17 protein-coding genes are annotated in these 25,362 nt (G+C 52.2%); 6 read left to right on the forward strand and 11 right to left on the reverse strand.

Annotated elements, in window-relative coordinates; translation table 11 throughout:
* Window positions 1-49: 49 nt before the first annotated feature.
* Window positions 50-775, reverse strand: a complete 726-nt coding sequence (locus SH668x_RS13710) for a hypothetical protein (RefSeq protein ID WP_437185630.1) — start codon at window positions 773-775, stop codon at window positions 50-52.
* Window positions 776-813: 38 nt separating this feature from the next.
* Window positions 814-1,836, reverse strand: coding sequence for a flotillin-like protein FloA (gene floA, locus SH668x_RS13715; RefSeq protein ID WP_437185631.1), 1,023 nt, complete (start codon window positions 1,834-1,836; stop codon window positions 814-816).
* A 341-nt stretch (window positions 1,837-2,177) separates the two neighbouring features.
* Between floA and SH668x_RS13720 the strand changes: the two genes are divergently transcribed.
* Window positions 2,178-3,098 (forward strand): DUF6263 family protein, encoded by a 921-nt coding sequence (locus tag SH668x_RS13720; protein ID WP_437185632.1) that lies wholly within the window; start codon window positions 2,178-2,180, stop codon window positions 3,096-3,098.
* A 138-nt stretch (window positions 3,099-3,236) separates the two neighbouring features.
* On the opposite strand, the gene SH668x_RS13725 is transcribed toward SH668x_RS13720, so the two are convergent.
* The 6 genes from SH668x_RS13725 to ruvB form a co-directional block, all read right to left on the reverse strand.
* Window positions 3,237-5,030, reverse strand: a complete 1,794-nt coding sequence (locus SH668x_RS13725; protein ID WP_437185633.1) for a tetratricopeptide repeat protein — start codon at window positions 5,028-5,030, stop codon at window positions 3,237-3,239.
* Window positions 5,031-5,583: 553 nt separating this feature from the next.
* A complete protein-coding gene (locus tag SH668x_RS13730; RefSeq protein WP_437185634.1) occupies window positions 5,584-6,438 on the reverse strand; it encodes a hypothetical protein in 855 nt (284 codons plus the stop codon).
* 236 nt (window positions 6,439-6,674) lie between these two features.
* Complete coding sequence (locus tag SH668x_RS13735; protein ID WP_437185635.1) at window positions 6,675-8,411, reverse strand: 3-keto-disaccharide hydrolase; 1,737 nt, start codon at window positions 8,409-8,411, stop codon at window positions 6,675-6,677.
* 286 nt (window positions 8,412-8,697) lie between these two features.
* Complete coding sequence (locus SH668x_RS13740) at window positions 8,698-9,600, reverse strand: UbiA-like polyprenyltransferase (RefSeq protein ID WP_437185636.1); 903 nt, start codon at window positions 9,598-9,600, stop codon at window positions 8,698-8,700.
* A 47-nt stretch (window positions 9,601-9,647) separates the two neighbouring features.
* Entirely contained in the window at window positions 9,648-10,523 is an 876-nt protein-coding gene (locus SH668x_RS13745; protein ID WP_437185637.1) for a hypothetical protein, read from the reverse strand.
* A 90-nt stretch (window positions 10,524-10,613) separates the two neighbouring features.
* On the reverse strand, window positions 10,614-11,696 hold the full coding sequence (gene ruvB / locus SH668x_RS13750) for a Holliday junction branch migration DNA helicase RuvB (RefSeq protein WP_437185638.1): 1,083 nt from the start codon (window positions 11,694-11,696) through the stop codon (window positions 10,614-10,616).
* A gap of 445 nt (window positions 11,697-12,141) precedes the next feature.
* Between ruvB and SH668x_RS13755 the strand changes: the two genes are divergently transcribed.
* On the forward strand, window positions 12,142-13,338 hold the full coding sequence (locus tag SH668x_RS13755) for a tetratricopeptide repeat protein (RefSeq protein ID WP_437185639.1): 1,197 nt from the start codon (window positions 12,142-12,144) through the stop codon (window positions 13,336-13,338).
* Between the two features lie 91 nt (window positions 13,339-13,429).
* Here SH668x_RS13755 and SH668x_RS13760 read toward each other — a convergent pair whose 3' ends face one another.
* Together SH668x_RS13760 and SH668x_RS13765 are read right to left on the reverse strand one after the other, a co-directional pair.
* The gene (locus SH668x_RS13760; protein ID WP_437185640.1) at window positions 13,430-14,515 is read right to left on the reverse strand and encodes an alanine racemase; all 1,086 of its coding nucleotides are present in this window, start codon (window positions 14,513-14,515) and stop codon (window positions 13,430-13,432) included.
* Between the two features lie 251 nt (window positions 14,516-14,766).
* Window positions 14,767-15,771: a sugar phosphate isomerase/epimerase family protein gene (locus SH668x_RS13765; RefSeq protein WP_437185641.1), complete on the reverse strand. Its 1,005-nt coding sequence runs from the start codon at window positions 15,769-15,771 to the stop codon at window positions 14,767-14,769.
* A 189-nt stretch (window positions 15,772-15,960) separates the two neighbouring features.
* Here SH668x_RS13765 and SH668x_RS13770 point away from each other — a divergent pair, with 189 nt between their 5' ends.
* The 4 genes from SH668x_RS13770 (at window position 15,961) to SH668x_RS13785 (ending at window position 24,263) form a co-directional block, all read left to right on the forward strand.
* Window positions 15,961-16,503, forward strand: a complete 543-nt coding sequence (locus tag SH668x_RS13770) for a hypothetical protein (RefSeq protein WP_437185642.1) — start codon at window positions 15,961-15,963, stop codon at window positions 16,501-16,503.
* A 434-nt stretch (window positions 16,504-16,937) separates the two neighbouring features.
* Complete coding sequence (locus SH668x_RS13775; protein WP_437185643.1) at window positions 16,938-18,605, forward strand: sigma-70 family RNA polymerase sigma factor; 1,668 nt, start codon at window positions 16,938-16,940, stop codon at window positions 18,603-18,605.
* 397 nt (window positions 18,606-19,002) lie between these two features.
* On the forward strand, window positions 19,003-23,358 hold the full coding sequence (locus SH668x_RS13780; protein WP_437185644.1) for a PAS domain S-box protein: 4,356 nt from the start codon (window positions 19,003-19,005) through the stop codon (window positions 23,356-23,358).
* The gene (locus tag SH668x_RS13785) at window positions 23,355-24,263 is read left to right on the forward strand and encodes a diguanylate cyclase domain-containing protein (RefSeq protein WP_437185645.1); all 909 of its coding nucleotides are present in this window, start codon (window positions 23,355-23,357) and stop codon (window positions 24,261-24,263) included. Before SH668x_RS13780 ends, SH668x_RS13785 begins: the two co-directional genes overlap by 4 nt.
* Before the next feature lie 35 nt (window positions 24,264-24,298).
* Here the strand turns inward: SH668x_RS13785 and SH668x_RS13790 are convergent, their stop codons facing one another.
* Complete coding sequence (locus SH668x_RS13790) at window positions 24,299-25,357, reverse strand: ComEC/Rec2 family competence protein (protein WP_437185646.1); 1,059 nt, start codon at window positions 25,355-25,357, stop codon at window positions 24,299-24,301.
* Window positions 25,358-25,362 lie beyond the last annotated feature (5 nt).

Genomic DNA, 25,362 nt, shown 5'->3' on the forward strand with positions numbered 1-25,362 from the left:
CCGAACAGTTGGTAATCTTCAGTTTCAGCACTGCAACGTCCAGCGAGAACTAACTTCTTCTCAGCATACGAGGCTTGGACAGAATTTCACTCAACAAAATCGCTTCCCGCACCCCATTTTTCGACCTCATCATTTTCCCCATGCGAGAAGCAGGGGTTTCAGCACGCTGAGTTGTCGAAGCAATGCCCTTCTCTCCGAACGAATCCGATGAGACAGCGGAAAACGATCCTAGATGCGGCTGAAGGTTGGAGGAAATCTCACTACCGACCTGCCGCGTAACTAAGGGGCTGACACGCTCCGAACTCGCGAGAGTACGGTTGCCAATTTGTGGTTGCGGCGGTTTGGCAACGGGCTGACTCTGATTTTTCTTTTTTGACTGCTGATTGGGAGCGACAACGGATTTACGTTTCGGCTGCTGCTGTTTTGAAGGGCTGGGTCGCTGCCCTCCGTTCTCGACCTTGGGACCACGGCTGACGACTTCGATGCCGTCAGAATTCTGGTTCGGAAACTGATCCCGCTGGGGCTGTGGTCGTTGTTGTTCCGCTGCCTGGCGGGCCTGAGTGAGGAAGCGTTCAATTTCTTCCTGCACAGACTTCTGAGCTGGTTTGGGGCGATTCTGGTTCTGTTGATTCGGACGTCGATTCGGCTTTTTCGCACCGGGCTGACTCTGGTTGATCAAATTAATCAACCAGCCAGCGAACGCGATAACCATAAAGACGCTGAATATGAACGATTCCACAGCAGCGAGCAGTCCGGGAACAGGAAGCATCGGCATAGCCGCTCCTCATAAAATTCAGTGCGAACCGACTCAAACTAACGGGTGGAATTCGGAGATACTTCATCACCGACGCCAGCAATTGCAGCGCGCATCGAGGTATCTGCCTGCACATTCTTCAACTCGTAGTAATCCAGCAGTCCGATTTTCCGATCACGGAATGAAGAAGCAATCGCCAAGGGAACTTCGGCCTCGGAGAGAACCACCGCAGCACGGTTCTCTGTTGTCCGTGCAATCATTTCCTGCTCACGCGCAGCAGCTGCGGCACGACGTTGTTCAGCACGTGCCTGAGCAACTCGCACATCTGCCTCAGCCTGATCCGCCTGAAGTCGTGCACCGATGTTGTCTCCGACATCGATATCAGCAATATCGATGGAAACAATTTCAAACGACGTTTCTGCTTCCAGCCCCTGATTCAGCACGGTTTGCGAAATTCGATCTGGGTTTTCCAACACGGTCTTATAGGACGATGTCGAACCAATCGCCTGCACGATCCCTTGACCAACGCGTGCGATGACGGTCTCTTCAGTCGCCCCCCCGATCAACTGTTTCAGATTCGTCCGCACCGTCACACGTGCGCGGGCTTTCAATTGAATTCCATCAGCAGCGACGGCATCAAGAGTGCCCGTTGTCTTCTTGGGATCTGGGCAATCAATCACTTTGGGATAAACACTCGTTCGAACCGCATCCAGAACATCGCGTCCAGCGAGATCAATCGCCTGGGCCACCTGCCAGTCGAGATCGATCCCGGCGCGGTAAGCTGCAATCAAGGCTCGAATGACATTGGGGACGTTTCCGCCAGCAATATAATGAGCCTGCAGTGCACGATTAGAAATCTGGTACCGTTCAGTCAGACCCGACTGAACCGCCATGATTTTGCTACGAACGATAATTGCCGGATTCACTTTCTTGATCGACATCAGAAAGAGATCGACAAAACCGATCCCAGTCCGCGTCATCTTGCACTGAATCCACAGCCCGAAGTATCGCGCGAAGATTGACAACACCACCAGCACCGAGATGACGCCAACCAGAAACAGGATGATCCAAAACTTATCCATTCAACGTCCCTCATTGCTGAGTGTTTGTCTGCATTCTTACGACACACCACAACATCATATATGATTTGTACTTGCGACCGGCTTTGAAGTCAAGTTCCCCCGCCCTGCCCGTGTAAGTGCAGCCCATTATTCTTTGATATTCGCCAATTTCCACCCCTATTTGAGTTGAGTGGACGGCTGTATCAAAAACCCTGCTCAAAATTTGACTGCAAGAGGTGTTACGTGCGGTCGAAATTCGTCTCGATTCAATAACCGCATTCTGATAGGGTCGTCCCGTTCCCAATACCCCCGGCAATCAGAAGCGGAGCCGACGCTGCTCGTCAGACAGTCAAGGATGACCCATGATCAGTTCCAGAAGCCAATTTACAGCTCACGATGTCCTGAAGATGTTCATCTTCTCTTGTTTGGCAACGCTGCTGACAGCTTCCTCGACATTCGCAGATGACAATGCGACCTATCTTCTGAGATATAAATTCGAACCTGATCAGACTGTCCGATACAACGTTAAGTTGGAAGACAGCTACAAAATTCAGGTCGGACTCGACACAGATGAACCGTATTCCAAGCAGACATCCGTCAAAAACTATGTTGTCCGGAAAGTGGAAGCGGACGGTTCCGGGATTCTCGAACTTTCGATCGAATCGGTAGACCTCGAAATCTTCCAGAACAATGAATCATATCATTACAACAGCCTCGTCGACCTCGATCCAAAAGACCAGCCAGTCTTCGAAGCAATGGCGAACCTGATTGGCAGGCCACACCTTCAGATCCAAATGTCGACTCGCGGAATTGTCACCGCCTTCAATCCGCTGACACCAGGGGATCAGGTGCCCGATAACCCCGGACAAGTTGCCTTCGACGTCTTGCTTCACCTTCCGGAAGAGGCGGTCAAAATCAACGATAGCTGGAAGGAAGACTTTGAACTCCGCATTCCACTCGCTGATTCCACGTTGCGAAAAACGATTAAAATGCAGCGTCGTTATACGCTGAAGTCGGTTGAAGGCGATCTGGCAACAATTGATATCCAGACTCGCGTGCTTTCTCCGCTGGACAGCGCTGCAGAGGAAATCCACTTTCTACGCCGTAAACCTGCTGGAACAGTGGTGCTCGATCTGGATAAGGGAATCCTCGTCTCCAAGTCGCTCAAGCAGGACAATCAAGTGAGCGGCTTTGAGCAAGGGGCCTCTCTGATGCACTTCCAACAGGAAATTTCAGAGACTCTACACGAAGATCAAAGCAAGTACTTTCCCAAAACCCGCTAGTTCGACGATGCGAGTATCGTCCGATGATAATGTCGTCGTTAACACTTTCAGTGGCTGACAGCGAGTCCAAAAATTCTGAGAGCGGACCTGTAAAACGGGTCCGCTCTTTTGTTGACTGAATACACTTCGCGACCGAGATCACTTCTCGATTTCGTCCGACTCCACAGAAACCTCTGTTGTTTTCAGAATCTTCTTTACCGAGATCGGTAGCGTGAGGCTTTCAGGGAGAATCCGGCTCGTCCGAGAATCGTCATCAGGAGAGACTGGCGCTCGTGCCTCACGAGGTCTCAGAGCGAATGTGTCGTCACCCAGGCTGATACTGGCGATCCGCATGGAGTTCGTCGCCATTGCTCCCAACGTCACTCCGGGTCGATCTGTTCTAGCATCCGCCAGTTCCGCGAGGGAGAGCTTCACAATGGTGTCATCCGGATACGTTAGAACCAGCTGGAGATCCTTTTTCGCAATTCTCTGATTCCCTTGCGGCAAGGGGAATGATCGATCAGCTGCTCCAGTCGCAAACTTCAGATCGTGATACCCCTTCCCTGCGACAACTGTTGGATCAGCCAGGCGGGTTCCATCCTGCCACGCTTCGACGCGGGCGAGATGTAGTTGCCACGCATATCCGACTCTCACCAACGTCTGATCGCCAGCAAGCCCGTTACGTGGAAATGCCTCAAGTGACGCCAGAATGTTGTTCACGACCAATGGAGGAGCCTGATCGACCCCAACAAGGGTTGCCATCCGCAGCAGCACCGGCGCTGGCAAATGAGCGACAGCCTGCGGATCGTTGAGCATTGCGAGGACCTTCTTCTCATCCCCAGAGAAGTAGTACAATGATGCTAAAAAGATATGACTCTGCGACTGCTCCAGTTGGACGTCCAGATTTCTCAGTATGGCATCCTCGGCATCCGCGATCCGACCACGTCGTTGAAGCACACGCGCTGACATCAGATTCGCTTCCCAGACATCTGTCGAATAGTCGAGAGACTTCTGCGCAGCGGCAATTGCTCGATCATCGTCCAAATAGTCAAAGATGGCAGCCTGATTGGCCATCGCAGTCGCCAGCAGTTCATCCTTTCGGAAATAACCGGTCCCTAAGCCTTCGAGCTTTGAATACATCTCGATCGCGACCGGCAGGTTGCCCAATTCCTGCTGAGTTCTCGCGACGTAATACCAATAGGGTGGATAGGCCTCCATAAAGGCTTCCATGCGTTTCAGCACGCGAAGCCGAACCTCAGGGTCCTTCTCCTGCATGGCGAATTCGAGTTGATCGAGATCATCACCACGGACCAGCCAGCGATCCGGGATATTCTTTTTCCGTGCGAGCTTCCAGAACGTATCGAGAAACTGGCTGGAGCGTTGCATTACGCTCAACACACGAGTTTTCTCGATCTTGTGAACATCCATATCTCGCTGGAACACCTGATTCCGGTAATCCCACCAGCTATTCGCACCCGTTCGAACCGCGTTTCCGAACTGAGCCGTCATCAGGTCAGTACCAAACGCCACAGCGTCCCAAGTGACTTTGCGACGCATATTCGTCGTGTGGTTCGTCCGCATCATCACTCGCTCTTTCTCAGCGAGACCTGTCTGTCCAATCTCGTCCAGCACAGCGGTGTAAAGTACGATGACTTCAGGATCATCGACCTGACCGAGGTTGAGATTGTTGAGGATCTTTTCCTGCTCTTCGATCAGCACTGATTCTGACTGATTCTTCCGAATGCGATGGAACGATGCACGACAATAATTGAGCGCGACGGCAGTCTGGCGAGCATCCTGAGGGGGCGGACTCGGCGGGGCGATCGGAGTTCCGGAAGATGCGGTTGCCAGTGGTGATGATGGAGGAATCGTCTCCTGAGCAATCGCCGTGATTCCCCAACTGCTGAGTACACAGCAGGCGATCGTCAAAAGGAAAATCTGATTTCGCAACATGGAGGCTAACCACGATAGGCGTGACAAGAGAACTGACAACGCTGGTCTGAATAATTTACGCGTCAGTTGAACCGACTGCAGACTTTGCTTTGCAGATCGCGTGCCTCTTCAACGAAAAGAGATTGAAGTAGCGGTCAGAGAAACTATTCACTCCCCGCAAAAATCACCAATCCTACCCACTTCAGTTCACCAGAATGATTCCTACCTGAACTCAACAGCAAAAAGTCCAGTAAACTGAGGGCTGAACAAGTGAGACAGCCGCTTAACACGATGAGCGTTCGTGAATCTGAAATTCTCACGAAGATGAAATATTTGCATGCTTGCTTTGAAGATTTCACCGTGTGCCCCAACGGCCCACCCATGAAACCGGCACTTTCCGCCGCTAGACATACCCAAGAAGTCCTTGGCGTTCATGCAGGATACCGGGTGACCGGAGAAATCGATTCACCATGCCCCACACCTCATGAAAAAAATGCTGGTTCGAAGCAAATTCGAACCAGCATTTTTGACGTATTCGCGTTGGTTGGAAGAACTTTTTGATCTTCCAACTGCATTACTGAGCAGCGGCTGCATCTTTGTTTTTTTCGTCGGCCACTGCTTCCAATGGAGTTGGACCACCGTTCTTTGCAAACCGGGATTCGTATGCGAGGCTGGAAATGAAATGCTGACCGGTGATGAACTGGTCGACATCCAGATTGTTGATGTCCTTCTTCAAGACTTCCAACATCTGATTTGTCGCTTTCTCAATCGCAGCATTGTTCGCTGACCCCGCTCCACTATCGTCGTCCGTTCGAGCAGCGAACAGCTTATCAATCTCGTAACGACTCTCGTCGAATATCGAATCTCGCAGCACCCCCGGCCATGTAATGACGCTGTGCTGACGATCGAACTGTGCAGCGCTCAGTCGATGCGGCGCGGCGCGTTTGGCCATATCCTTTTGATAGGCTTGAATGCGGAGCTTAGCTGCCTCTGTATTTGCCTGATATTCCTGAGCACGGTCCTGCTGGTAACTGTGCAAGGCGTCCCGCTGCACTTTGAGCGTCGCCAGATACTGTTGATAGGCTTGCAGATACTGAGATTGAGCCTGGGTGTGTTCAAGTTCGTACTGTCCCTGACTCACTTCCAGCTGACCGAGTCCCTGTGCTGCTGCTCCTAAGCCGATCCCTGCCCCTTCAGCGACGGTCCCACCGCCCCCCCACCCGAAACCGCCTCCATATGGGTAATAACCGTGATAGGCGTCATAACCATATCGCGGAACGTTCCATTGAGCTGAGCTTTCCGCACAGTTCAACAGGAAAAGAGATTGTGCAACAGCGAGAGAAACCCAAAGCTGTCGACGCAGGAAGTTATGCATGTCATGAGCCACAAAAGAGTTTGGGGGAAGTTTATCAGGACGCGATGTAGTCATACTCACATTCTGACACAGTGCATTTTTAATCTACACCAACATTTCCCACAGGTGACGTCGGAATTTCCGGGAAATCCCCGATTCACCAAAACCTATAGCACTTATAATTGTTAAAGAACAATCTCCGCTTGCCGGCCACGCGTTTTGAGTTCTTAAGGAACTCTGCACATTCCAATGAAAAAGCGAGGCCCTGCCCGAGGAGCCTCGCTTCTCTGAACTGAATCTTACCGACGGCTTTAACGCAGATCGGAGGGTTTCAGCTTCTTCTCGTTCCAGTACTCGTTGGACTGTCCGCGGTAAGCATCAGGTTTGTACTCCCCGACGATCTCCACATTTGTCCCGTCCGCTGGAATCTGATCACTCAGTCCAAGCAGGAAATAGACGCCGTTTACAAACTCGCGACGAACTCCTTCAATCACAAGATCAGAGGACGCTCCAATGGTTGAGGTCATCGACTTCCCTGGTTTTCCACCGGGAACTTCAAAGGTCTTCAGCCACACAATCGGCATCAACGGTTTGTTTCGCGAATCATCTGGTTTTGAATCCGTTGGGCGCAGGCCGTAGTGCAGGTCGTTGTCGTCTCGAGGACCGTCGCGGTGCATGACTTTACCGAGCACAAGCGGCTGAGAGTCGCCGGGCAATGGGAGCCGAACCCCATAAACATCTGTTGACCCCCAGATGTCGCCATCCTTGATCCCTCGTAGAATTGGGTGCTCCTGCTGCCCCTCTGCGATCACCCCGTAGGTGCTCTGGGTCATATGATCGCCGTGATGCGTGTGCCATCGCTCACCCAGCACCAACCGACCAAATCCATCCGCCCACTCCTTCTGATCTCCCAGATAGCCGTTTGAGTAGCGGGCGTAAGGTGCATTCCCCGGAATGTTGAATGCGTGTGTCGCGGTCCGAATTCCGATGACCGGCTTCCCTGTTTTCAGGTAGTCATCGATATGCTGCATCTGCTCTTCCGGCAGGTTTCGGAAGCGAGTGAAGATGAACATCAAATCTGCTGAATCGAGAGCCTCGAGCCCGGGGATGTTGGTCGTCACATTCGGGTTGATGTAACCCGTGTTCGGGTCGATCGCAAACAGAACAGTGCAGTCAAAGCCATGGCGTTCCGAAAGGATCTTTGCGAGTTGAGTGAGAGCCTGCTCGGATCGGTATTCTTCATCACCGGAAATCAGGACGATTTTCTTCCCCGCTCCCGGACCTTCCTTGCCCTTGAAGAACAGAGTCTGCTCCTCTGTGGAGGCCACTTCCTGCGAAGGGAGTTCCGTCAGCTGAATATTCTTCCAGCGGATCTGCTTTCCGATCTTCTTGGCGTCATCCCCAATTCCGTGTACCTGCAACGCGATGAACCCGGACTTGGTCATGTCATCTTTCAAGTCAGCAGCAGGTTTTCCGTTGATCCACGTCTTAATTTCATCGCCATTGGCCTCAATCCGGAAATGATTCCACTCGTCCTGTTTAAAAGCATTGCGGGCTTCTGCATGTTGATCTCCCACGAGGTTGAAGAGCCATCCTCGTCGCCCTTCATCGTAGATTCCACCGGTCCAGGCGCGCTCAGAAGGATCGATCTCCACCTGATACCCGTGAACGCGATCTGCCGGGACAGTGGCAGTGATTTTCTCACCTTCCTTACCAGTCCCCTTCCAGACTTTCTCAGTCGGAAACTGGTTCGATCGAATCTGAATTCCCGAATTCAGTGCCTCATCAACTTTGAAATCCAATTCCAGCACGAAATTGGAATACATCTTGTCGGTGCTCAGGAAGCTATTGCCAGTATTGGCCACGGATGTTCCAACGATCTCGTCTCCCTCTACGGTGTAGATCGCTTTCCCTCCTCGTTGCGTCCAACCAGTCAGGTCGTTCCCATTGAACAATGCAACTGCAGATTCATTGGCGAAGACGCCCTGGGATAGAACCAACAGCAGCGACATGAACGCAAGTGGAAGAGTTGTCCAACAGCGCTTCATACTTCAAGCCTCCCAAAGTTGACCTAAGCGTATCTCACCGTCATCAACGATGACACGTTTCTCTCGCAATCATGAGGCACGAACGGAATCTAATAACTGATTCTCGCCTGAACATTGATCGTTATTCCGCTGGAACGGCGACCACTCATGTGAATTCGGTGGATAATAACAAATCCCACACAGAATCGAATCCTCGCATGCGTCCGGAATGCCACTCAAATATTGGCTATCTCCACAACTGACGCTGCATTTCATGCACAATTCGGCGATTTGCAAGCGATTCTGTTCAGCTGCGAGGGAAGAGGGCAATATCGATCACTGCAGCCAGAAAGAGTCCGATGCTGATAATGGCGTTCACGTGAAAGAATGCAGTGTTGACACGAGTCAGATTCTCGGGACGAACCAATGAGTGTTCGTACACAAGCAATAGACTGACAGCGATCAGCCAGACCAGAAAAACCGGTCCCAACCCAGAGACAATCCAGAAGACAAACAGGCACACAATGGTGCAAAGGTGACTGATGAACGCGAGCCGAAGTGCATTCTTCACGCCAAGCCGTGCAGGGAGCGAATTCAGATTCTTCGACTGATCAAATTCGACATCTTGAGTTGCATACAGGATGTCGAATCCGCCGACCCAGAAGAAAACAATGGCTGCCAACCAAAGCGGAGTTGCACTGACAGCTCCCGTGATGGCAATCCAGGCAGCGACCGGAGACATCATCAAGGCAGCACTCAACCAGTAATGACAAAACGAAGTCCAGCGTTTGGCGTAAGAGTACCCCAGAAGAAACAACATTACCGGGATCGAAAGCAGCAGTGGCAATTGATTGGGCTGGAAAAGCAGCGTCGATGCGACGAAGCACATAACACAAATCAGTGTGAATCCAGCCACAAAAGGGACAGAGAGTTTCCCGGCGGGAATGTGTCTCTGAGCGGTTCGCGGATTCGCGGCGTCAAAATCCCGGTCAACTAACCGATTGAACGCCATCGCCGCTGCGCGGGCAAACACCATACACAGCAGAATCCCGATCAGGTGCGTCAGCTGAAACGGCACGACCCGCCATGCAAGTGCTGCGGAGAGCAACGCGAAAGGGAGCGCGAAAACGGTGTGGCTGAACCGGATCAAACCCAGAACGTCAACGAATTTCTGATAGAACGACCGCCCCGTAATGGCCTGAGAATTCATGACGCTGCCGAAAACTCTTTCGATGAAAGTTGTGAATGATGACGCGACTAGTGACTGACCGGAACCTGTGCTTCACGTCGTTGACCAATGAAGTAGATGATGTTCCCGACGATGATCAACCCGATCATTAACAAATGAGCCACCATCTGCGGCCCCATGCGGCGGTTGGCCTCCGTGTACCGCAGATCCGTTTTGTCGGGACTATATTTCGAGTTGACCAGAACCTCGTATTCCGCGGCACCTTTAATTGCCCCCAGCATGCCAATCATCTGCTTGGGAACATAGGGGTAGTACATCGGAGCCTGCACCCCTGTCAGACCAGAGACCATTCGAACTTTTCCGGGATAAGGAGTGACAGCATATTGCACCCATTCCTTCACGCCGGGATACGCACCACTGACGTTGATGATCAAATCAGTGTCCTGAACGCTCTTTACATCCTTACACATGGGAATCTGATCAATACCCGTTCCCCGTGCATCTGTGGTGTAGAGACCTCGGAGGTTGGTGATGATGACTTTGATCACCCCTTCATATCCCGATTTGTATCCGAGATTGACGTAATCGGTCCCGTAGGTGAGATCTGGAAAATCCTTTTTGATGACGGTCTCAATCGATTTCTCAATCATCTGCGGCCCGACCGGAAGGAGCGTGATGAAGTACATCTTCAGCTTCTTCTCACAGCAATGACGTGTAAACGCTGTCGCCATCGGCCCGAGTTCCCCTTCCGTGGAGGGGTCGTAGTCCCAGGCCATCAAGACCTTGGAGCCCTCTGGAAGATTCTCGATCGCGTCGAAGACATTCCGCGTCATCGTTGTTGGCGTTTCCGGGAAGGTGATCCCAAACAGAATGGGCCCCCCGACAGCCAAAGCCATCATCAGGAAAATCCAGCGGCGATCCAGATTCTTCAGAATGTCATACATAGAGAATGAATCCCCGCTTCTCGTTCCTGCATCGTCCATCTCTGGGAAAAGGGACGCTCATTTCAGCCTGTTAAATTACTTCATACAGGTTTACCACTTCTTCTGCCAGAGTCCGACGTCTGGACCGGGATCCAAACCGAGGTGCTCAAACCCCTTCTTGGTGACAACCCGGCCGCGTGGGGTTCGCTGAACCAGCCCCGTTCGCAGCAAAAATGGTTCAATGTCATCTTCGAGCGTATCTGGCGGAACAGACATACTGTGGGCGATGGCATTCAAGCCCGCTGGCCCGCCACCGAACACTTCAATGACCGTCTGTAGATACCGACGATCCTGCTTCTCCAACCCGAAGACATCGATCTCAAGCACCTTCAACGCGTACTCGGAAATCTCCGATGTAATTTCGCCAGTAGGATGCTTCAACGTGGCGAAATCTCGAGTTCGACGCAGAATATTATTCGCTTTTCGAGGAGTCCCCTGACTTCGCCTTGCGATCTCGCTCGCCGCTTCTGGCGTGATCGTTGTTTTCAATTTCCTCGCGTTCCGCTGAACAATTTCTGTTAAATCGTTCAGCTCGTAGAAATCGAGATGCTCCCGGTACACGAACCGATCGCGCATTGGAGCAGTGAGCATCCCCGCTCGGGTCGTCGCCCCGATAACGGTGAACGGTTTGAGCTGCATGTTGATCGTACGGGCATTCAAACCTTCGCCCAGCGCAATATCGATGCGAAAGTCTTCCATCGCAGGATACAGGAATTCCTCGACAGCAGGCCGCAGACGATGAATTTCGTCAATAAAAAGCACTGAACCGTGAGAGGCGTTGGTCAGGTACGGCAGCAGATCTTTGGGAGCATCCAAAACCGGACCAGCAGCGATCTGGCATTCCACACCCAGTTCTCTGGGAATGACCGTCGCCAATGTGGTTTTTCCGATCCCGGGGGGACCATCGAGCAGCAAATGCCCCAAGACGTCTCCCCGTTTGCGAGTGGCATCCAGAATGACTTTAAGCCGGTCCACAACAGCCCGCTGACCAATCACTTCATCCAATTGATTAGGGCGAAGCTGTTCGTCCAGCTCCCGCTCTTGCAGCAGTTCGGGCGGAATGACAAATTCAGGAGACCCCGATTCCTCAAAATCGCCCTCATCCTTGTCCTGGAAAATCCGTTTTCGAGCCATTGACCGCGTGTTCTCCGAGGTAGACCTTCAATTCGACAGAAAGATTCCATCGGCATTTTCGCCGACCGACGCGAAGTTCCCCGCAAAACTCCGGATTTGCCGTCGGCGAGCGCGCTCCCCGACCGTCGTCAAGTTAACGAAATAGTGTTCTTCCGTCCATCTTCCACCGGAATTGACCAGAAATCCAGACCCCCAACTCCGGCACATTTTGCTGACGATGTCGTTTCTTGCCGAAAAGTCGGCGAATCAGGCCGAAACGACGAATTCCTATTGCCTGTATTTTTCTCTACGGTTAGCTTCCCGATCCCTTCCGGAAAACTACCGGTGATTCCCAGCCCCAATTGGGATGTCACCAACACCACCTGATCAAAAAAAACTTCCGTTCACCAGATCAGACCAGTTTTCCAAAGCCCTGCATTGAAATTCCCCCAACAGGGACACCGTCATGCCTGCCGGATCAGATCCATCTACGAATATGAACCTCCTTCAAAACAACGCGATCAACGCTGCCCCTCTGGGGTGGAAACTCTATCGCTTTGGCCTCGTCATCGGCGGGTTCATCTGGGTTTGCATCACCACAACTCTTTGCGGTTGCAGCGGAGCGAATGGTTGGGTCATGAACCAATCAGGACGCGGCTATTACAATCGCGGTAACTACGCGGCGGCTCGCAGCGAGTTCGAACGTGCTCTGCTTGATGATCCATACAACGCGACATACGCATACAACGTTGCCAAAGCAATGGAAAAAGAGGGAGACATCACCGGTGCTGAAAAGATGTATCAGCACGCATTAACCCTCGACCCAGCTCACCAGCCAGCTTACCACGGGGCGACTCAGATGCTCGCTTCCCAAGGACGACAGGAAGAAGCCTCAGAACTTCTGGCAGCATGGACTCAGACCCAGCCATACAACGCAGCGTCTCATGTCGAAATGGCGAAACTCCACTCAGAGGGCGGTAACTATGCCGCTGCTGAGCAAGAACTCAACGCTGCACTGCAGATTCGCCCCGGATATCGACAGGCTCTCAACGAACGCAAGAAGCTCTATCAACTGACAGGTCGACAAATCCAGGGTGGAGCGTATTCAGAACTCGCGTTCACTCAGGAACCAATCATGCAGGCTTCCTATCAACAGCCGATGAGTTACATGCCGGCGACAGCACAAACATCCGGTGCGTTGCACATGGCAGAATCGATGCCGCAGATGGACCCAACCATGCGTGGTCGCGTTTCTCAGGCGAGCTTCATGCAGAACGGCATGTATGGAAGTCCAACCATGACGACCACCACAGGAGCACAATTCCACCAGACCCAAATGGTCAGCGGACAATATGAGATGACTGCTCAGGGACAAATGCCTCAAGGAGCACCGATTCAGTATCAGGCAATGCCCGGCATGAATCCACAATCTGTTCCTGTTCCTACTCCGTACGGAATTCCCGGTCAGTATCCGATGGGCCAAGAGCCTCAGCCACTGCAACTCAACGGACAGCAACCGCAGCCTATTCAAATGGGAGCACCGATTCCTGTCACGCAAATGCCACAGGGTGCCGTCGACATGAACATCCAGAATGTTTCCAACAGCGAAATCGTGATGGACGCTCCATCCGAAGCGGGTGCTGTTGAAGTCCAGGCATTTTAAGCGGCCAACAAGTTAAAAGCGGTTCACACTCCGCAATGACAAAGGCATTTTCGACCTGTTCGTGAATGCCTTCGTCCTTGCGGAGTGCTTTTTATGGTATCGCTGAAAAAACGTCGACGACACGTTCTTCTCGAACTGCGTACATGAGGAATCCGGTTCCCGCAGGTAAATCGGTCAAGCACACCTCGACTTCGACCTTGTCCCCGATCACTAAATCGGTTGAATTCAGCCCCAACTCGAGAGCGATGTAATCCGCTCCGACTTCAAGAATCTTCACATCCGGAAGAGCTCTCCCCCGAGCGGAACGGCACACGCGAATCCTGTCGTTGGCGGCAGCCATCCCAAGTTGTTCCCACCCGATATCGAGTACGGCCCTCTCGAGTTTCGATCGGCTGAATACCGTTCCAATGAATTTGAACGGGGACCTCAGTTCACTCTTGAGATCAGATCCTCTCAAAAGGTCGAACGTACGAATCTCGGTGATGGGCGTCTGTTGATTTTCAATCGTCGCAGCTTGATCGACAGCGACCGAGATCATTGGCGCAGCGAATCCCGCGACCTCAAGATGAAACTTCAATTCGGCAAGCACTTCATTAAGCCGTGCGAACTGTCTCGCAAAGTTCTCTCCTGCGCCTCTGAGGTCAGCGGATAGGCCACAGAGTTCGACTCCGCGAAGACGCTGCACCCCCTTTGCAAGCTCCAAACCATCCCAGCCTGGGCGGACTCCGAATCGACGTTGATCAAGATTCACTTCAATCGCGACGGGAATCCGAATTCCCGCTGCGTTTGCCAACCGTGAAATGGCGGCAGCATGGACATAATGGTCACAGGCAACGACGACAGGAAATTGCTGGGCTTGCTCGACAAGGAGTTGAATGTGAGTGTCGTGAAGAGGAGGACGCGTCAGAAACAGCGAAGCGACTCGATCAGGCTGAACGCCGGAGGCCTGCTGAATGGTAGAAACAGAGAGATGAACCGCTTGATGGGTGGAGAGTCGTTCCCAATACGGGAGGGAAGCGGCTGGTAAATCGATTCTCCACTCGAATGGAAGTGTCAAAAGAGTCTGCGAATGTTGGGCAGACCATGTTTCGAACTTCGCCAGATCAACACACAGTGCAGGAGTGTGTAACGCGATCTGATGCTGCCCAATCACAGAATACTTCAGGTCAGAATCCACGAGAGAGGTTACTGCTTTCCGCCTTCACAACATCCTTCAACAATTCCGCATCGCATGCAGATCAGTTTTTGTTTCACCATCTGCAAGAGGGCCCCACACTGAGGACAGACACATTCCGCAGTGACAGGACGTTCCGACTGATCCGCAGACATTTCACGAGCCTTCCGTATAAAAAACGTGTTTAGCAGCCCGGCCGATACCGTACCACTAAACACGTTTCAATTCACCTGTTGAGTGATCGACAGAATCGATTACTCGTCGCTAAAGGCAGCGTCGAATGCGCGTCCGGATGGACGGAAATCGATGTTTCGGACGAAATCTGCAGCCTCGGCAGCCCCCATTTCCCGTTCCATCCCTGAATCTTCCCACTCTACAGAGAGCGGAGCGTCGGCTGGGTAGCCGGCAACGTTCAATGCGCGGATAATTTCTTCGAATCGGACACCGCCTCGCCCCACGCTACGGAAATCCCATCCACGACGAGGATCACCGAACGAGAGATGGCTCGCCAGAATTCCGGAGCGACCGTTCAAAGTTGTCGCTGCGTCCTTCATGTGAACGTGATAGATACGGTCTGGGAATTCCCGAATAAACTCGACAGGGTCAACACCTTGCCAGATCAAATGGCTCGGATCAAAGTTGAATCCGAACTCTTCCCGTCGGCCGATCGCTTCGAGTGCTCGTTGTGCGGAGTAGATATCGAACGCAATTTCGGTCGGATGTACTTCCAAAGCGAAACGGATACCGCAGTCCTGAAACACGTCCAGAATTGGATTCCAGCGGTCAGCAAACTGCTGGAACCCTGCTGTAATCATGGATTTGGGTGTCGGTGGGAAGTCGTAGATCAGGTGCCAGATGCTGGATCCTGTGAATCCGTTGACGATCCCGACTCCCAGCTTCTGAGCTGCGCGAGCGGTGTTTTTCATTTCTTCAGCTGCGCGCTGTGCGACCCCTTCAGGATTTCCATCTTTCCAGACGTACTCTGGCAGGATCGATTTATGGCGCTGATCGATATTGTCGCAGACAGCCTGACCGACCAAATGGTTGGAGATCGCGAACAATTTCAGATCATGGCGTTCGAGCAAGTCACGCTTGCGTGCACAGTACGTGTCGTCAGAAAGTGCTTTGTCGACTTCGAAGTGGTCGCCCCAGCAGGCGAGCTCTAATCCGTCGTAGCCGAATTCCTTAGCCTTCTTGCAGAGTTGTTCCAGAGGAATATCCGCCCATTGACCAGTGAATAAAGTAACTGGACGACCCATCTGAGAGCTCCTTTGAAGTCGATGCAATATTCGTTGATGTGACTTTGATCGCTCAAGCTACAGAAGCCGTTAACAGAATTCAAACGCGAAAACGAATTGCTCAGATGTCTGCAGGATGCTTCTCAAGTGCAAGCAGTTGAAGTAAAAAGACCTCACAACAATCTCGCCAGCAAAAGGAATCCCGCAACAATGGAAATCGATCCAGTAGTCCTCCTTTCACGCGTTTTGCACGTTCTGGGTGCCATTGCACTTCTCGGAGGGGCAATTTTTACGCGGTATGTTCTGCTCCCTACGGCAGAAACACTCCCTGAAAACGAACATGCAGCCCTGAAAGCTGGAGTGACAAAACGCTGGAAGATGTTCGTTCACGTTGGAATCACGGTTCTGATTCTCACCGGATTCTACAACTTTATCGTGGTCGCCATCCCTCAACATAAAGGAGATGGACAGTACCACATGCTGATGGGAATCAAGATTCTGATCGCCATGGTTGTTTTCTTCCTCGCTTCAGTCCTCCCCGGACGAACACCTGCGTTCGAAGGAATGCGAAAGAAATCAAAGTTTTGGCTGACTGTCACCATTTTCCTGGCAGTGATTGTTGTTGCTCTTGGGAGTAGCCTGAAGGTCCGTGGAATTCCTGCAAAGAGAGTTGCCGATCCGGGAGCAGTCCCTGCGGCGACGGCTGATGCAGATCCGACCGCGCAGCTCTCAGATGACGCTGCTGCGAATTAATACACTCTCATCTCGCCATCGACAGATCCTCTTTAACCTCTGTCGTGACGTCGTCAATCTGACCACAACTGTGTCCGTCAGACTTCGGTTCGGCCGGTGCTTCTTCGGCCGAACCTTACGCTCTTGCAATCAAACGCTGAATTTACCGTGACTTAGAAAAATTTCGGTTTTTCCCCCACGGATTCGGCATGCCTTCTGCAACTCTCTTCGGCAGGGCAGAGAAAGTCTTTTCAAGAAAAACAATTCCTGAGCGAACTTCTCGTGAGCCAACTGTCTCTTTTCCACGTTAGCTCAATATTCGATCAGTGAAACATTTGTCTTCGCTGCGGAGTAGATGCAAGTGGAAACGAAATTTTCCACAAAAGAGTTTCATCGCAAGATTGTGCGTTGAGTCCTCACAAAGGTCAACGTTTTGATAGAGAGGGGAATTTGCCATGAGCAACAAATACCAACATCCCGTTCTCAAACAACTCACCGAACAGCAGAGTCGGTATGTTCCGCTCGATAAACGTCTCGAGCAAATGGATCGCGCCGAAGATCTTCTTGCCAACCTGAGTCCGGATGCGACCTATCGTTACCCGGAACTGTGTGAAGCGATCACAGGCTTTCGGCCTGATAAATATCCGGACTTGATCCTGACAGCAGCCGATTTGCAACATGATCTCCCGCTGTTCGTCGAAGAGCTTTCAGCCAGCCTAGAACTACCTGTCGAAAACGCCGGACAACCTGTCCTCACAGTTGATGAGCTCAGCGAGCGATTCAACGTGTCGACGAAAACTGTGGACCGCTGGCGTAAGCGAGGTCTCGTCAGCCGTCGCTTCAAATTCGGAAACCGTACACGCGTTGGATTTTTACTGTCCTCTGTTGACCGATTTGTCAGCGAGCACGGAACAGAGATCGAACGTGGAGCGCGCTTTACTCAGCTGAGTGAAGCGGAAAAGCTCGAAATTGTCACTAAAGCTCAACGCCTGGCACGACATGGAGCTTGCCCCGCCGAAGTCGGGAAACGGCTGTCACGTTGGTTCAATCGTTCACCGGAAACCATCCGTTACACGCTGAAGCAATTTGACTTGGACAATCCGGAAAGTTCCATTTTTCCGCATGCCACCTCGCCATTGAATGAAGAGCTGAAGCAGGAAATCTATCAAAAGTTTGTGGGAGGAATTTCGGCGGATGTCTTGGCTCAGGATTACTGCCGAACCCGACCAAGTATTTACAGAATCGTATCGGAAGTCCGTGCTGAACTGTTGCTCGAAACACCCATCGACTTCATGGACAGCCCGGAATTCCACAAGCCAAATGCGGAAGCAGTCATCCTTGGACCTGCTCCACAGATCGAGAAGAAAGGGGGCGCTGTCAAAGCTCCTCCCGGTCTTCCTCCTTACTTGGCAAGTTTGTACGCGGTCCCATTGCTGACCCGTGAAGAAGAAGGATACTGGTTCCGCAAGATGAACTACCTGAAGTTCAAGGCGGCGATGCTCCAAAAGAAAGTTGGATCGCGTCGACCTCGAACTAAGGAAATGGATGAAATCGAACAGCTGCTCGAGAAGGTGACGGAAGTGAAGAACTTCCTGATCCGCAGCAACTTGCGTCTGGTTGTTTCAATCGCCAAACGTCATATGAAGCCCACCACGAACTTCTTCGAAATGGTGAGCGATGGAAACATGTCCCTGATTCGCGCGATCGAGAAATTCGATTACACGAAGGGGAACAAGTTCTCCACATATGCCAGCTGGGCGATCATGAAGAACTACGCTCGATCGATTCCGGCGGAACTCAAGCAAATGGATCGATACCGAACCGGTGTCGAAGAGGTCTTCCAATACTCAGAAGATGATCGAGGAAGCCAATTCGCCGATGAAAACGTGAATTCCCGTCAGCACCAGATGATCATTTCCATTCTGGATCATCTGGATGAACGAGAACGAGCGATCATCATGCACCGATACGGACTCGAACGCGGTAGCGAGCCTGAGACCCTTGAGCAGGTGGGGACTCGCTTCAACGTGACGAAAGAGCGAATTCGTCAGATCGAGTCACGAGCAATGCAGAAGATTCGCAAAATCGCGGTCGAAGAAAAACTGGACATTCCAGGGGTCTAGTTCGAAATTGAACTGCATGACGTTTTGGGAATGCTCGGCTTTAGCATCCCGAATGGCCTGACCGCTCAGGGGGACGCCCATTCGAGCCTGAAGCACTCGAGCATTTCCAAACGGCTTTCTATTTAACATCGCGCTCACGGCCAGTTCAGGTCGTGAGCGTTTTTTTTGGAAGCCGCTGCTCTGGCCTGCTGCACGAGAGGTTCCGATTCTGCGGGTTGCATCAATTCTCACAGAATTCTCGCTTTGGGGCGGAACCGAGATCCACCTCGATTCGGAAATCATGCTCCGATCTTCATATAATTGGATTTCCAAACCGTTTTCGGAGAAAATTCCGACCTAGATTTGAACGATTTCCCAACAACTTGACCATTAAAGAACCACCTCGGCGAGTGATTCGATGCAAGAAGCAGCGGTCATAACTGAAAAACTCCTCCAGCGATGGAACGGTTTGCTTCAGACGTTACAGCAATGTCTTGGAGCCGGATGCTGCCAGATTGTTCGTCTTGTGCATGCCAGAGAGATTGAAGTCGTCACATCCGTTGGCGACCGGAATTCAATGCTCGAGTTTGCCGATTACCTGCAAGAGGTGATTGACACTCCTTCGACACTTGAGCCACTCCCCAACGCGGATTCCAACTCTGGTTACAGCTACTACGGAACCCCAATCTTCAACCCCGACACCACTGTCTTCGGGGCTTTGGAATTCTCCTTCCCGACCAATACTCCGCTGACAGATTTGCAGCGATCGCTCGTCGTTCAGTTTCGATCAAGCCTTGAAGACCAACTGATCCTCGCGATCGATTACGACAGCAGTCTCATCGGCACGCTGTCTTCCATGCATGAAAGTCAGGAAGAACTTCGTATCAGCGAAGAACGCTGCCGCCTGCTGGTCGAGAATGCTGGCGACGACTATTTCGTCCATGACGTCGACGGGCAACTTTTGGATGTCAACTCGAGTGCCTGCCACAATCTCGGGTACACACGCGAAGAACTCCTTCAACTGCGAGTCAGTGACCTTTCAAAAGATCTGACGCTTGAGGAGAAAAGAAGACTCTGGAGGGAGATGCCTGTCGGCGAGACGGTCACAGTTTCCGCACATCATCGATGTAAATCCGGGAAGTTCATCCCCGTCGAGGTCAGAGTTTCGTGCCACTTCAATCGGGGAAAGAAGATCTTTCTCGGACTCGCACGGGACATGACGCAGAAATTCCTCGCGGAACAAGCCCTCCATCAGCTCAATCTGGAGCTTGAACGCCGAGTCATCGAAAGAACGACGGAACTTCAGAATACCGGAAGTCTGCTTCAGGCGGTCATGGATGGGGCAACGGATGCGATCTACCTCAAAGACGCCGAAGGACGATTTCAACTCTTCAACCGAGCCTCTGAAAAGCAGACTGGAAAAACTGCAATGGAAGTGCTCGGAAAGACCGCTCGTGAGATTTACGGCAATGACGTCGGGCGGAAAATCGAGCGACACGAGCGTTACGTAATCGCCAATGGTGAAGCGGTCACATGGGAAGAGCCTCGAGAGATTGGCGATGAAACCAGGACATTTCTCATCACTCAGAGTCCTCGACGGGACCGGAATGGAAATGTCATCGGGTTAATTGGGATCTCCAGAGATATCACGGACCGAAAAAGAGCGGAAGTCGAACTCCGTGTTCAGCAGGAACGTCTCGTTGCTGCTGAGAAACTCTCCAAAGTTGGTTCGTGGACGCTCGACGTGAAGACAGGGGACCTGGCCTGCTCAAAAGTTCTTCTCGACATGGCCGGGATCAACCCGATTGGTGGGAAGTTGACAGTCCCGGACCTTCAATCGATGTTCGACGATGAGGGATATCGCCAAATCACAGAGTCAGTCGACCGATGCACAAAAACCGGCGAGCCCTACGAAATTGAGGCGTTGCAAAAGAGAGCCGACGGGACAAGTTTTTTCGCACACATTCGCGGACAGGCAAATTTCGATTCAGCAGGGAACGTCGCAAGTATCTCTGGAACAGTTCAGGACGTCACCGAGCGCGAAGAGTCGAAGCGGCGACTGGAAACACTGGCGGACAATCTCCCCAGAGGAGCGATCTGCAGGCTGGAATTTGATCAGGAATTCAAGCCGCATGTCGTTTACGTCAGTCGCGGCATCGCCGACTTAATCGGCGTCCCATACGAAGTGATTAAGCATCGCAATGATTATTTGATTGATCTGATTCACCCGGATGATCTTCTTCCGCTGCGACACGCAATTCGAAAGGGGATTGAATCACGTTCTCTCATTCATATCGAATTGAGAATTCGACGACAGGGTGGAAACATCCGCTGGCTCGAAATGCGTGTGATCCCGTCACTTGTGCATTCCGATGGCGCCATCGTCTGGGATGGTATTTTCAACGACATTACCGAATCGCGTCTGGCAGCAGCAGAAATGCAGAAAGCCAAAGAAGCGGCGGAATCAGCGGAACGGGCCAAGAGCGATTTCCTCGCGACAATGAGTCACGAAATTCGCACACCGATGAACACCGTTATCGGAATGACCCGTCTGACGCTTCAGACCGATCTCAATCCGAAACAGCGGAATTATCTGGAGAAGATCGACGGATCAGCGAAGAATCTGCTCGGCATCATCAACGACATTCTGGACTTTTCGAAAATCGAGGCTGGCCAGCTTCAACTTGAAGATACAGAGTTCACATTGGAGTCGGTACTCGACACGGTCACAGCGACAACAGTGCCACGCGCTGAAGAGAAAGAACTGGAGGTCGTCTACCAGATCGATCCGTCCGTTCCTCCGGTACTCCGCGGTGATCCGCTACGATTCTCGCAGATCTTGATCAACCTCATTGGAAATGCGATCAAGTTCACTGCGACTGGCGAGATTTCTATTGAGATCCGCAGACAGAAGACTCATGGAAACGTGGTTACATTGGCTGCCTCGGTGAGAGACACCGGAATCGGAATTCATCCGGACGTGCTCGGCGGTTTGTTCAATCCGTTCACCCAAGCAGACTCCAAGATCTCTCGCAGATACGGGGGTACCGGTCTTGGCCTCTCAATCTGCAAACGGCTCGTGGAGAAGATGAACGGGACAATTCGCGCCGAAAGCGAAGTGGGAGTCGGCAGCGTCTTCCACTTCACGATCGATATGAAACTCGCCGGACATACAGTGAAGCGATTTTCGTTGCCCGCGATCAGAGGCAAGCGTGTTCTGGTTGTCGACGACAGCCAGATAGCTCGCGAGGCACTGACCGACATCGTCGTCTCGTTCGGGATGGCGGCGAAATGTGCCTCATCGGGATTCGAAGCCATTCAGGCGTTACGAGATGCCTCTGCGAGTGGAGCCCCCTACGACATCGTGCTGATGGATTGGCGGATGCCGGAAATGGACGGTATCGAGACAACCCATCGAATCCGATCAGATGCTGAAGTTAAAGATACGCCAGCCGTCCTCATGGTGACGGCGTTCGCGAGAGAGGATATCCGCAGCCAGATTGAACAGCTTCCACTGCAAGGCCTGCTGATTAAACCGGTCACTGAATCGATGATGTTCAACGCCATTCAGGAAATTTTTGTCCCACAGAATCAATCAACAGCGAAGCTCTACAATTCGCTATCGCCTTCACGAAACTCGAACAGTCAAGCAATGGGCGACCAACGACTGCTCCAGTTGCTGGAAGGGAAGCGAGTTCTGGTCGTCGACGACAATGCGCTGAACCGGGAAGTCGCGCGTGACTTTCTTGAGGTCGTGAAGATTGAGGTTCAGACAGTCGCCAGTGGTGAAGATGCCATTCAGAGGCTCGAACTCCAAGATTTCGATGCAGTGCTGATGGACATGCACATGCCGAAGATGGATGGTTTGGAGACGACTCAAAAGATCCGTCTCAATCCTCGCTGGGCAAACCTTCCGATCGTTGCACTGACCGCACAGGCACGAACGGAAGACCGCGAAAGTTCGCTGCGGGCTGGCATGTACGCACATCTCACCAAGCCGATCAACGAAACGCTCCTCTATCAGACACTAGCGAAAATCTTCTCCGGTTTCCGCCCCGGGCCGTATCAACCGGACAAGCACAATCTGAAGCCGATCCAGGCCGCTGCGGAAACCAACGCCCCTTCGATTCTCCGTCCTTCGAATCTCAATGAGGACGTGCGTGAATTCGACTATGACCGTACATTGAGGCGATTTGGCAGTAATCGTGATCGAGTCGATCGCCTGCTGAGGGGGTTTATTCGAGATTTCGGGTCCATTCCGGAGTTCATCAGCGACGGATCAGAACGCCTCCCATCAGAGGTTCTCGCCGCGGCACATATGGTAAAAGGCGCTGCTGGCTACCTGGACTGCAATTCACTCGTCGAAACCGCCGAAGCACTGGAACAGGCGGCCAAAATCCACGATCTCGACAAGATGAAACTCGAGACGCCACGGTTCTGCAAAAAGCTCTTGGCGGTACTTGAGGAAATTGAAGAAGCACTGTTAAACCATTCGCCAGCGACAATCGTTCGGTCGACTCTTGCAACTGGCGAGAGTGAAGAGAAATTACGAGAGCTGTTAAACCGGGCAGAAGATCTGATTGCCAGTGGGGACTATTCCGCAAATCAGCTTCTTAAAGAACTCGCAGATGCACTCGCCGGTCACGAGACAGCCCACTACGTCGAAGAGATCCGAACGCACTTTGAAGACCTTGAACTGGAGCTAGCGCGCAGTCGACTCACTCAATTGAAACAAGCAATCGAAGGGACTCTCAGAAAACAGGCCAGCTCATGAATTCGATTCCCCTCCCCACGATCCTTGTTGTTGATGACGAACGTCTTAACCGCACCACTTTGGCAGAGTTGCTGCAGGACGACTACAGAGTCATTCTTGCGAAAGATGGTCCAACCGCTCTCGATCGAATTTCCTCAGATAAAATCGATCTCGTTCTACTCGATGCCCAGATGCCGGAGATGGACGGGTATGAGGTGTTGCGCCAAATCAAGTCGGACGAGAAGACAGCGAACATTTCCGTTATTTTCGTAACCGGTCAAACGAACGAAGAAGATGAAGAACGTGGACTCCTCATGGGAGCATCCGACTACATCGGCAAGCCGATCCGCCCGTTGCTTGTGAAAGCTCGCGTGCGGAATCACCTCAAGATGGTTCGTCAGAGAGAAGCACTGGAACAACTCTCGCTACAGGACGGACTGACCGGAATTGCCAATCGGCGAGGATTTGACCAGGCGTTTTCACGAGCATGCCGACAAACCGTTCGTACGTCGGAACCGTTGGGACTCGCTCTGATCGATGTTGACCACTTCAAGAAGTACAACGATCACTACGGGCATGGGGCTGGTGACGAGACCTTACGCAGAGTCGCGCAGACTTTGAATGCATCTGCGCGTCGCCCGTACGATCTCGTTGCCCGCTACGGGGGTGAAGAATTCGTCGTCCTATTTATGGAAGCACACAACTTCAGACAACTCCTGGAGACGGTGCGTAAAAGGATCGAAGACTTGAAGATTCCCCACGCGGCTTCAAGCACAGGTCCGTACGTGACGGTCAGTATTGGTGGAATCGTCGCCTCAGTAGAGTCGGCCAAAGACCCGGCAAAACTCCTCGAACAGAGCGATATTGCCCTGTACCAGGCCAAGCGAAACGGAAGAAATCGGGTTGTCCTTCACGGTCAAAATTAACCCCGAAACTTCCCATTCGTCATGTTGTGAGTGGATCAGTGATCAGACCGCGTCGTGTACTTGGTCTGATCTCCTTTCGATCCAATCTGAATCGTGTAGCTCGATCCGTCCGGTGCGACCGATGCCTTGATGAACTCTCCCTGACACCCATCTGTGGTTCCTTCATTTGCGATGAATGTATTGGGGGCCTGCATTTCAGCGGAAAGACCAATGTTGCGATGAAGCTGATACAGTGCCTTAAATGACGCCGTTTCTCGGATCGTCGCAATGACTCGAGGGTCCCCACCCTTTGTCGGTCCGTTGCACATCACGCAAGTCACCGGGTCGATTGCTTTCACGAACACCGGATTGTTGCTCACTCCCAGACCATGATGAGTCGCCATAAACAGGTCAACTTTTCCAACAGCGTTGTTGGGAGTTACCAACTCCGCTTCAACGTTCCAGGTGAGGTCACCGCAGCACAAAAACCGGAATTCGCCGAACTGGAACAGAACGGTGAGACTGGCTGCATTATCCGAGGTATCTTCTGGCTGCGGAACGTGTTCATCGGCAAATGGGTTGGGTTCGCCGATGTTCGGAACCACTTCCCGGCTTCCCGAAAGCACTTTGACTGTCAGCGGTGTCTTTTCGGACTTCAGCGTGTGAATATCACCAGCAGCGAGCCGTTTGGATTCGTTCTGGGATGCGGCTCTGTAGTTCGCGATCCGTTCATCGAAGCCGTTATCTTCCTGCAGAGCATCGGGAATCCCGCGATCCCAGAAGTTGAGGATCGGGATCATCGCTGCAAGAGCAGCATGGTTTCCATAGTGATCGAGATGCCAATGGGAAACGACAGCGTGGTCAATCTTCTTCAGCCCCGCTTCGTCGCGTAATACTTTCAAAATGCGGTCACGATCTCGCCCCATGTTGTCGGGATACCCGGAGTCGATCAAGATCGACTCCCCATCGGGAGTGACAATCAACGTCGCTGCCCCACCCTCAACATCGATGAAGTAGATATCGAGACGTCCATCATCTGCTCCTGCGGAGACAACAGACTGGTTGGAAATCAATAGCATCAACGCAGTCAGGATTGATAACGCCATTCGGGGCATGCGAC

The sequence above is a fragment of the Planctomicrobium mucosum genome, assembly GCF_051466335.1.
Classification (GTDB): domain Bacteria; phylum Planctomycetota; class Planctomycetia; order Planctomycetales; family Planctomycetaceae; genus Planctomicrobium.

Bases quoted from the DNA above. Each gene is read 5' to 3' on its own strand.
- ruvB (WP_437185638.1), bottom strand. From the start codon at position 11,696: ATGGCTCGAAAACGGATTTTCCAGGACAAGGATGAGGGCGATTTTGAG.
- SH668x_RS13785 (WP_437185645.1), top strand. From the start codon at position 23,355: ATGAATTCGATTCCCCTCCCCACGATCCTTGTTGTTGATGACGAACGT.
- SH668x_RS13730 (WP_437185634.1), bottom strand. From the start codon at position 6,438: ATGACTACATCGCGTCCTGATAAACTTCCCCCAAACTCTTTTGTGGCT.
- SH668x_RS13725 (WP_437185633.1), bottom strand. From the start codon at position 5,030: ATGTTGCGAAATCAGATTTTCCTTTTGACGATCGCCTGCTGTGTACTC.
- floA (WP_437185631.1), bottom strand. From the start codon at position 1,836: ATGGATAAGTTTTGGATCATCCTGTTTCTGGTTGGCGTCATCTCGGTG.
- SH668x_RS13740 (WP_437185636.1), bottom strand. From the start codon at position 9,600: ATGAATTCTCAGGCCATTACGGGGCGGTCGTTCTATCAGAAATTCGTT.
- SH668x_RS13775 (WP_437185643.1), top strand. From the start codon at position 16,938: ATGAGCAACAAATACCAACATCCCGTTCTCAAACAACTCACCGAACAG.
- SH668x_RS13790 (WP_437185646.1), bottom strand. From the start codon at position 25,357: ATGCCCCGAATGGCGTTATCAATCCTGACTGCGTTGATGCTATTGATT.
- SH668x_RS13735 (WP_437185635.1), bottom strand. From the start codon at position 8,411: ATGAAGCGCTGTTGGACAACTCTTCCACTTGCGTTCATGTCGCTGCTG.
- SH668x_RS13710 (WP_437185630.1), bottom strand. From the start codon at position 775: ATGCCGATGCTTCCTGTTCCCGGACTGCTCGCTGCTGTGGAATCGTTC.
- SH668x_RS13770 (WP_437185642.1), top strand. From the start codon at position 15,961: ATGGAAATCGATCCAGTAGTCCTCCTTTCACGCGTTTTGCACGTTCTG.
- SH668x_RS13780 (WP_437185644.1), top strand. From the start codon at position 19,003: ATGCAAGAAGCAGCGGTCATAACTGAAAAACTCCTCCAGCGATGGAAC.
- SH668x_RS13755 (WP_437185639.1), top strand. From the start codon at position 12,142: ATGCCTGCCGGATCAGATCCATCTACGAATATGAACCTCCTTCAAAAC.
- SH668x_RS13720 (WP_437185632.1), top strand. From the start codon at position 2,178: ATGATCAGTTCCAGAAGCCAATTTACAGCTCACGATGTCCTGAAGATG.
- SH668x_RS13765 (WP_437185641.1), bottom strand. From the start codon at position 15,771: ATGGGTCGTCCAGTTACTTTATTCACTGGTCAATGGGCGGATATTCCT.
- SH668x_RS13745 (WP_437185637.1), bottom strand. From the start codon at position 10,523: ATGTATGACATTCTGAAGAATCTGGATCGCCGCTGGATTTTCCTGATG.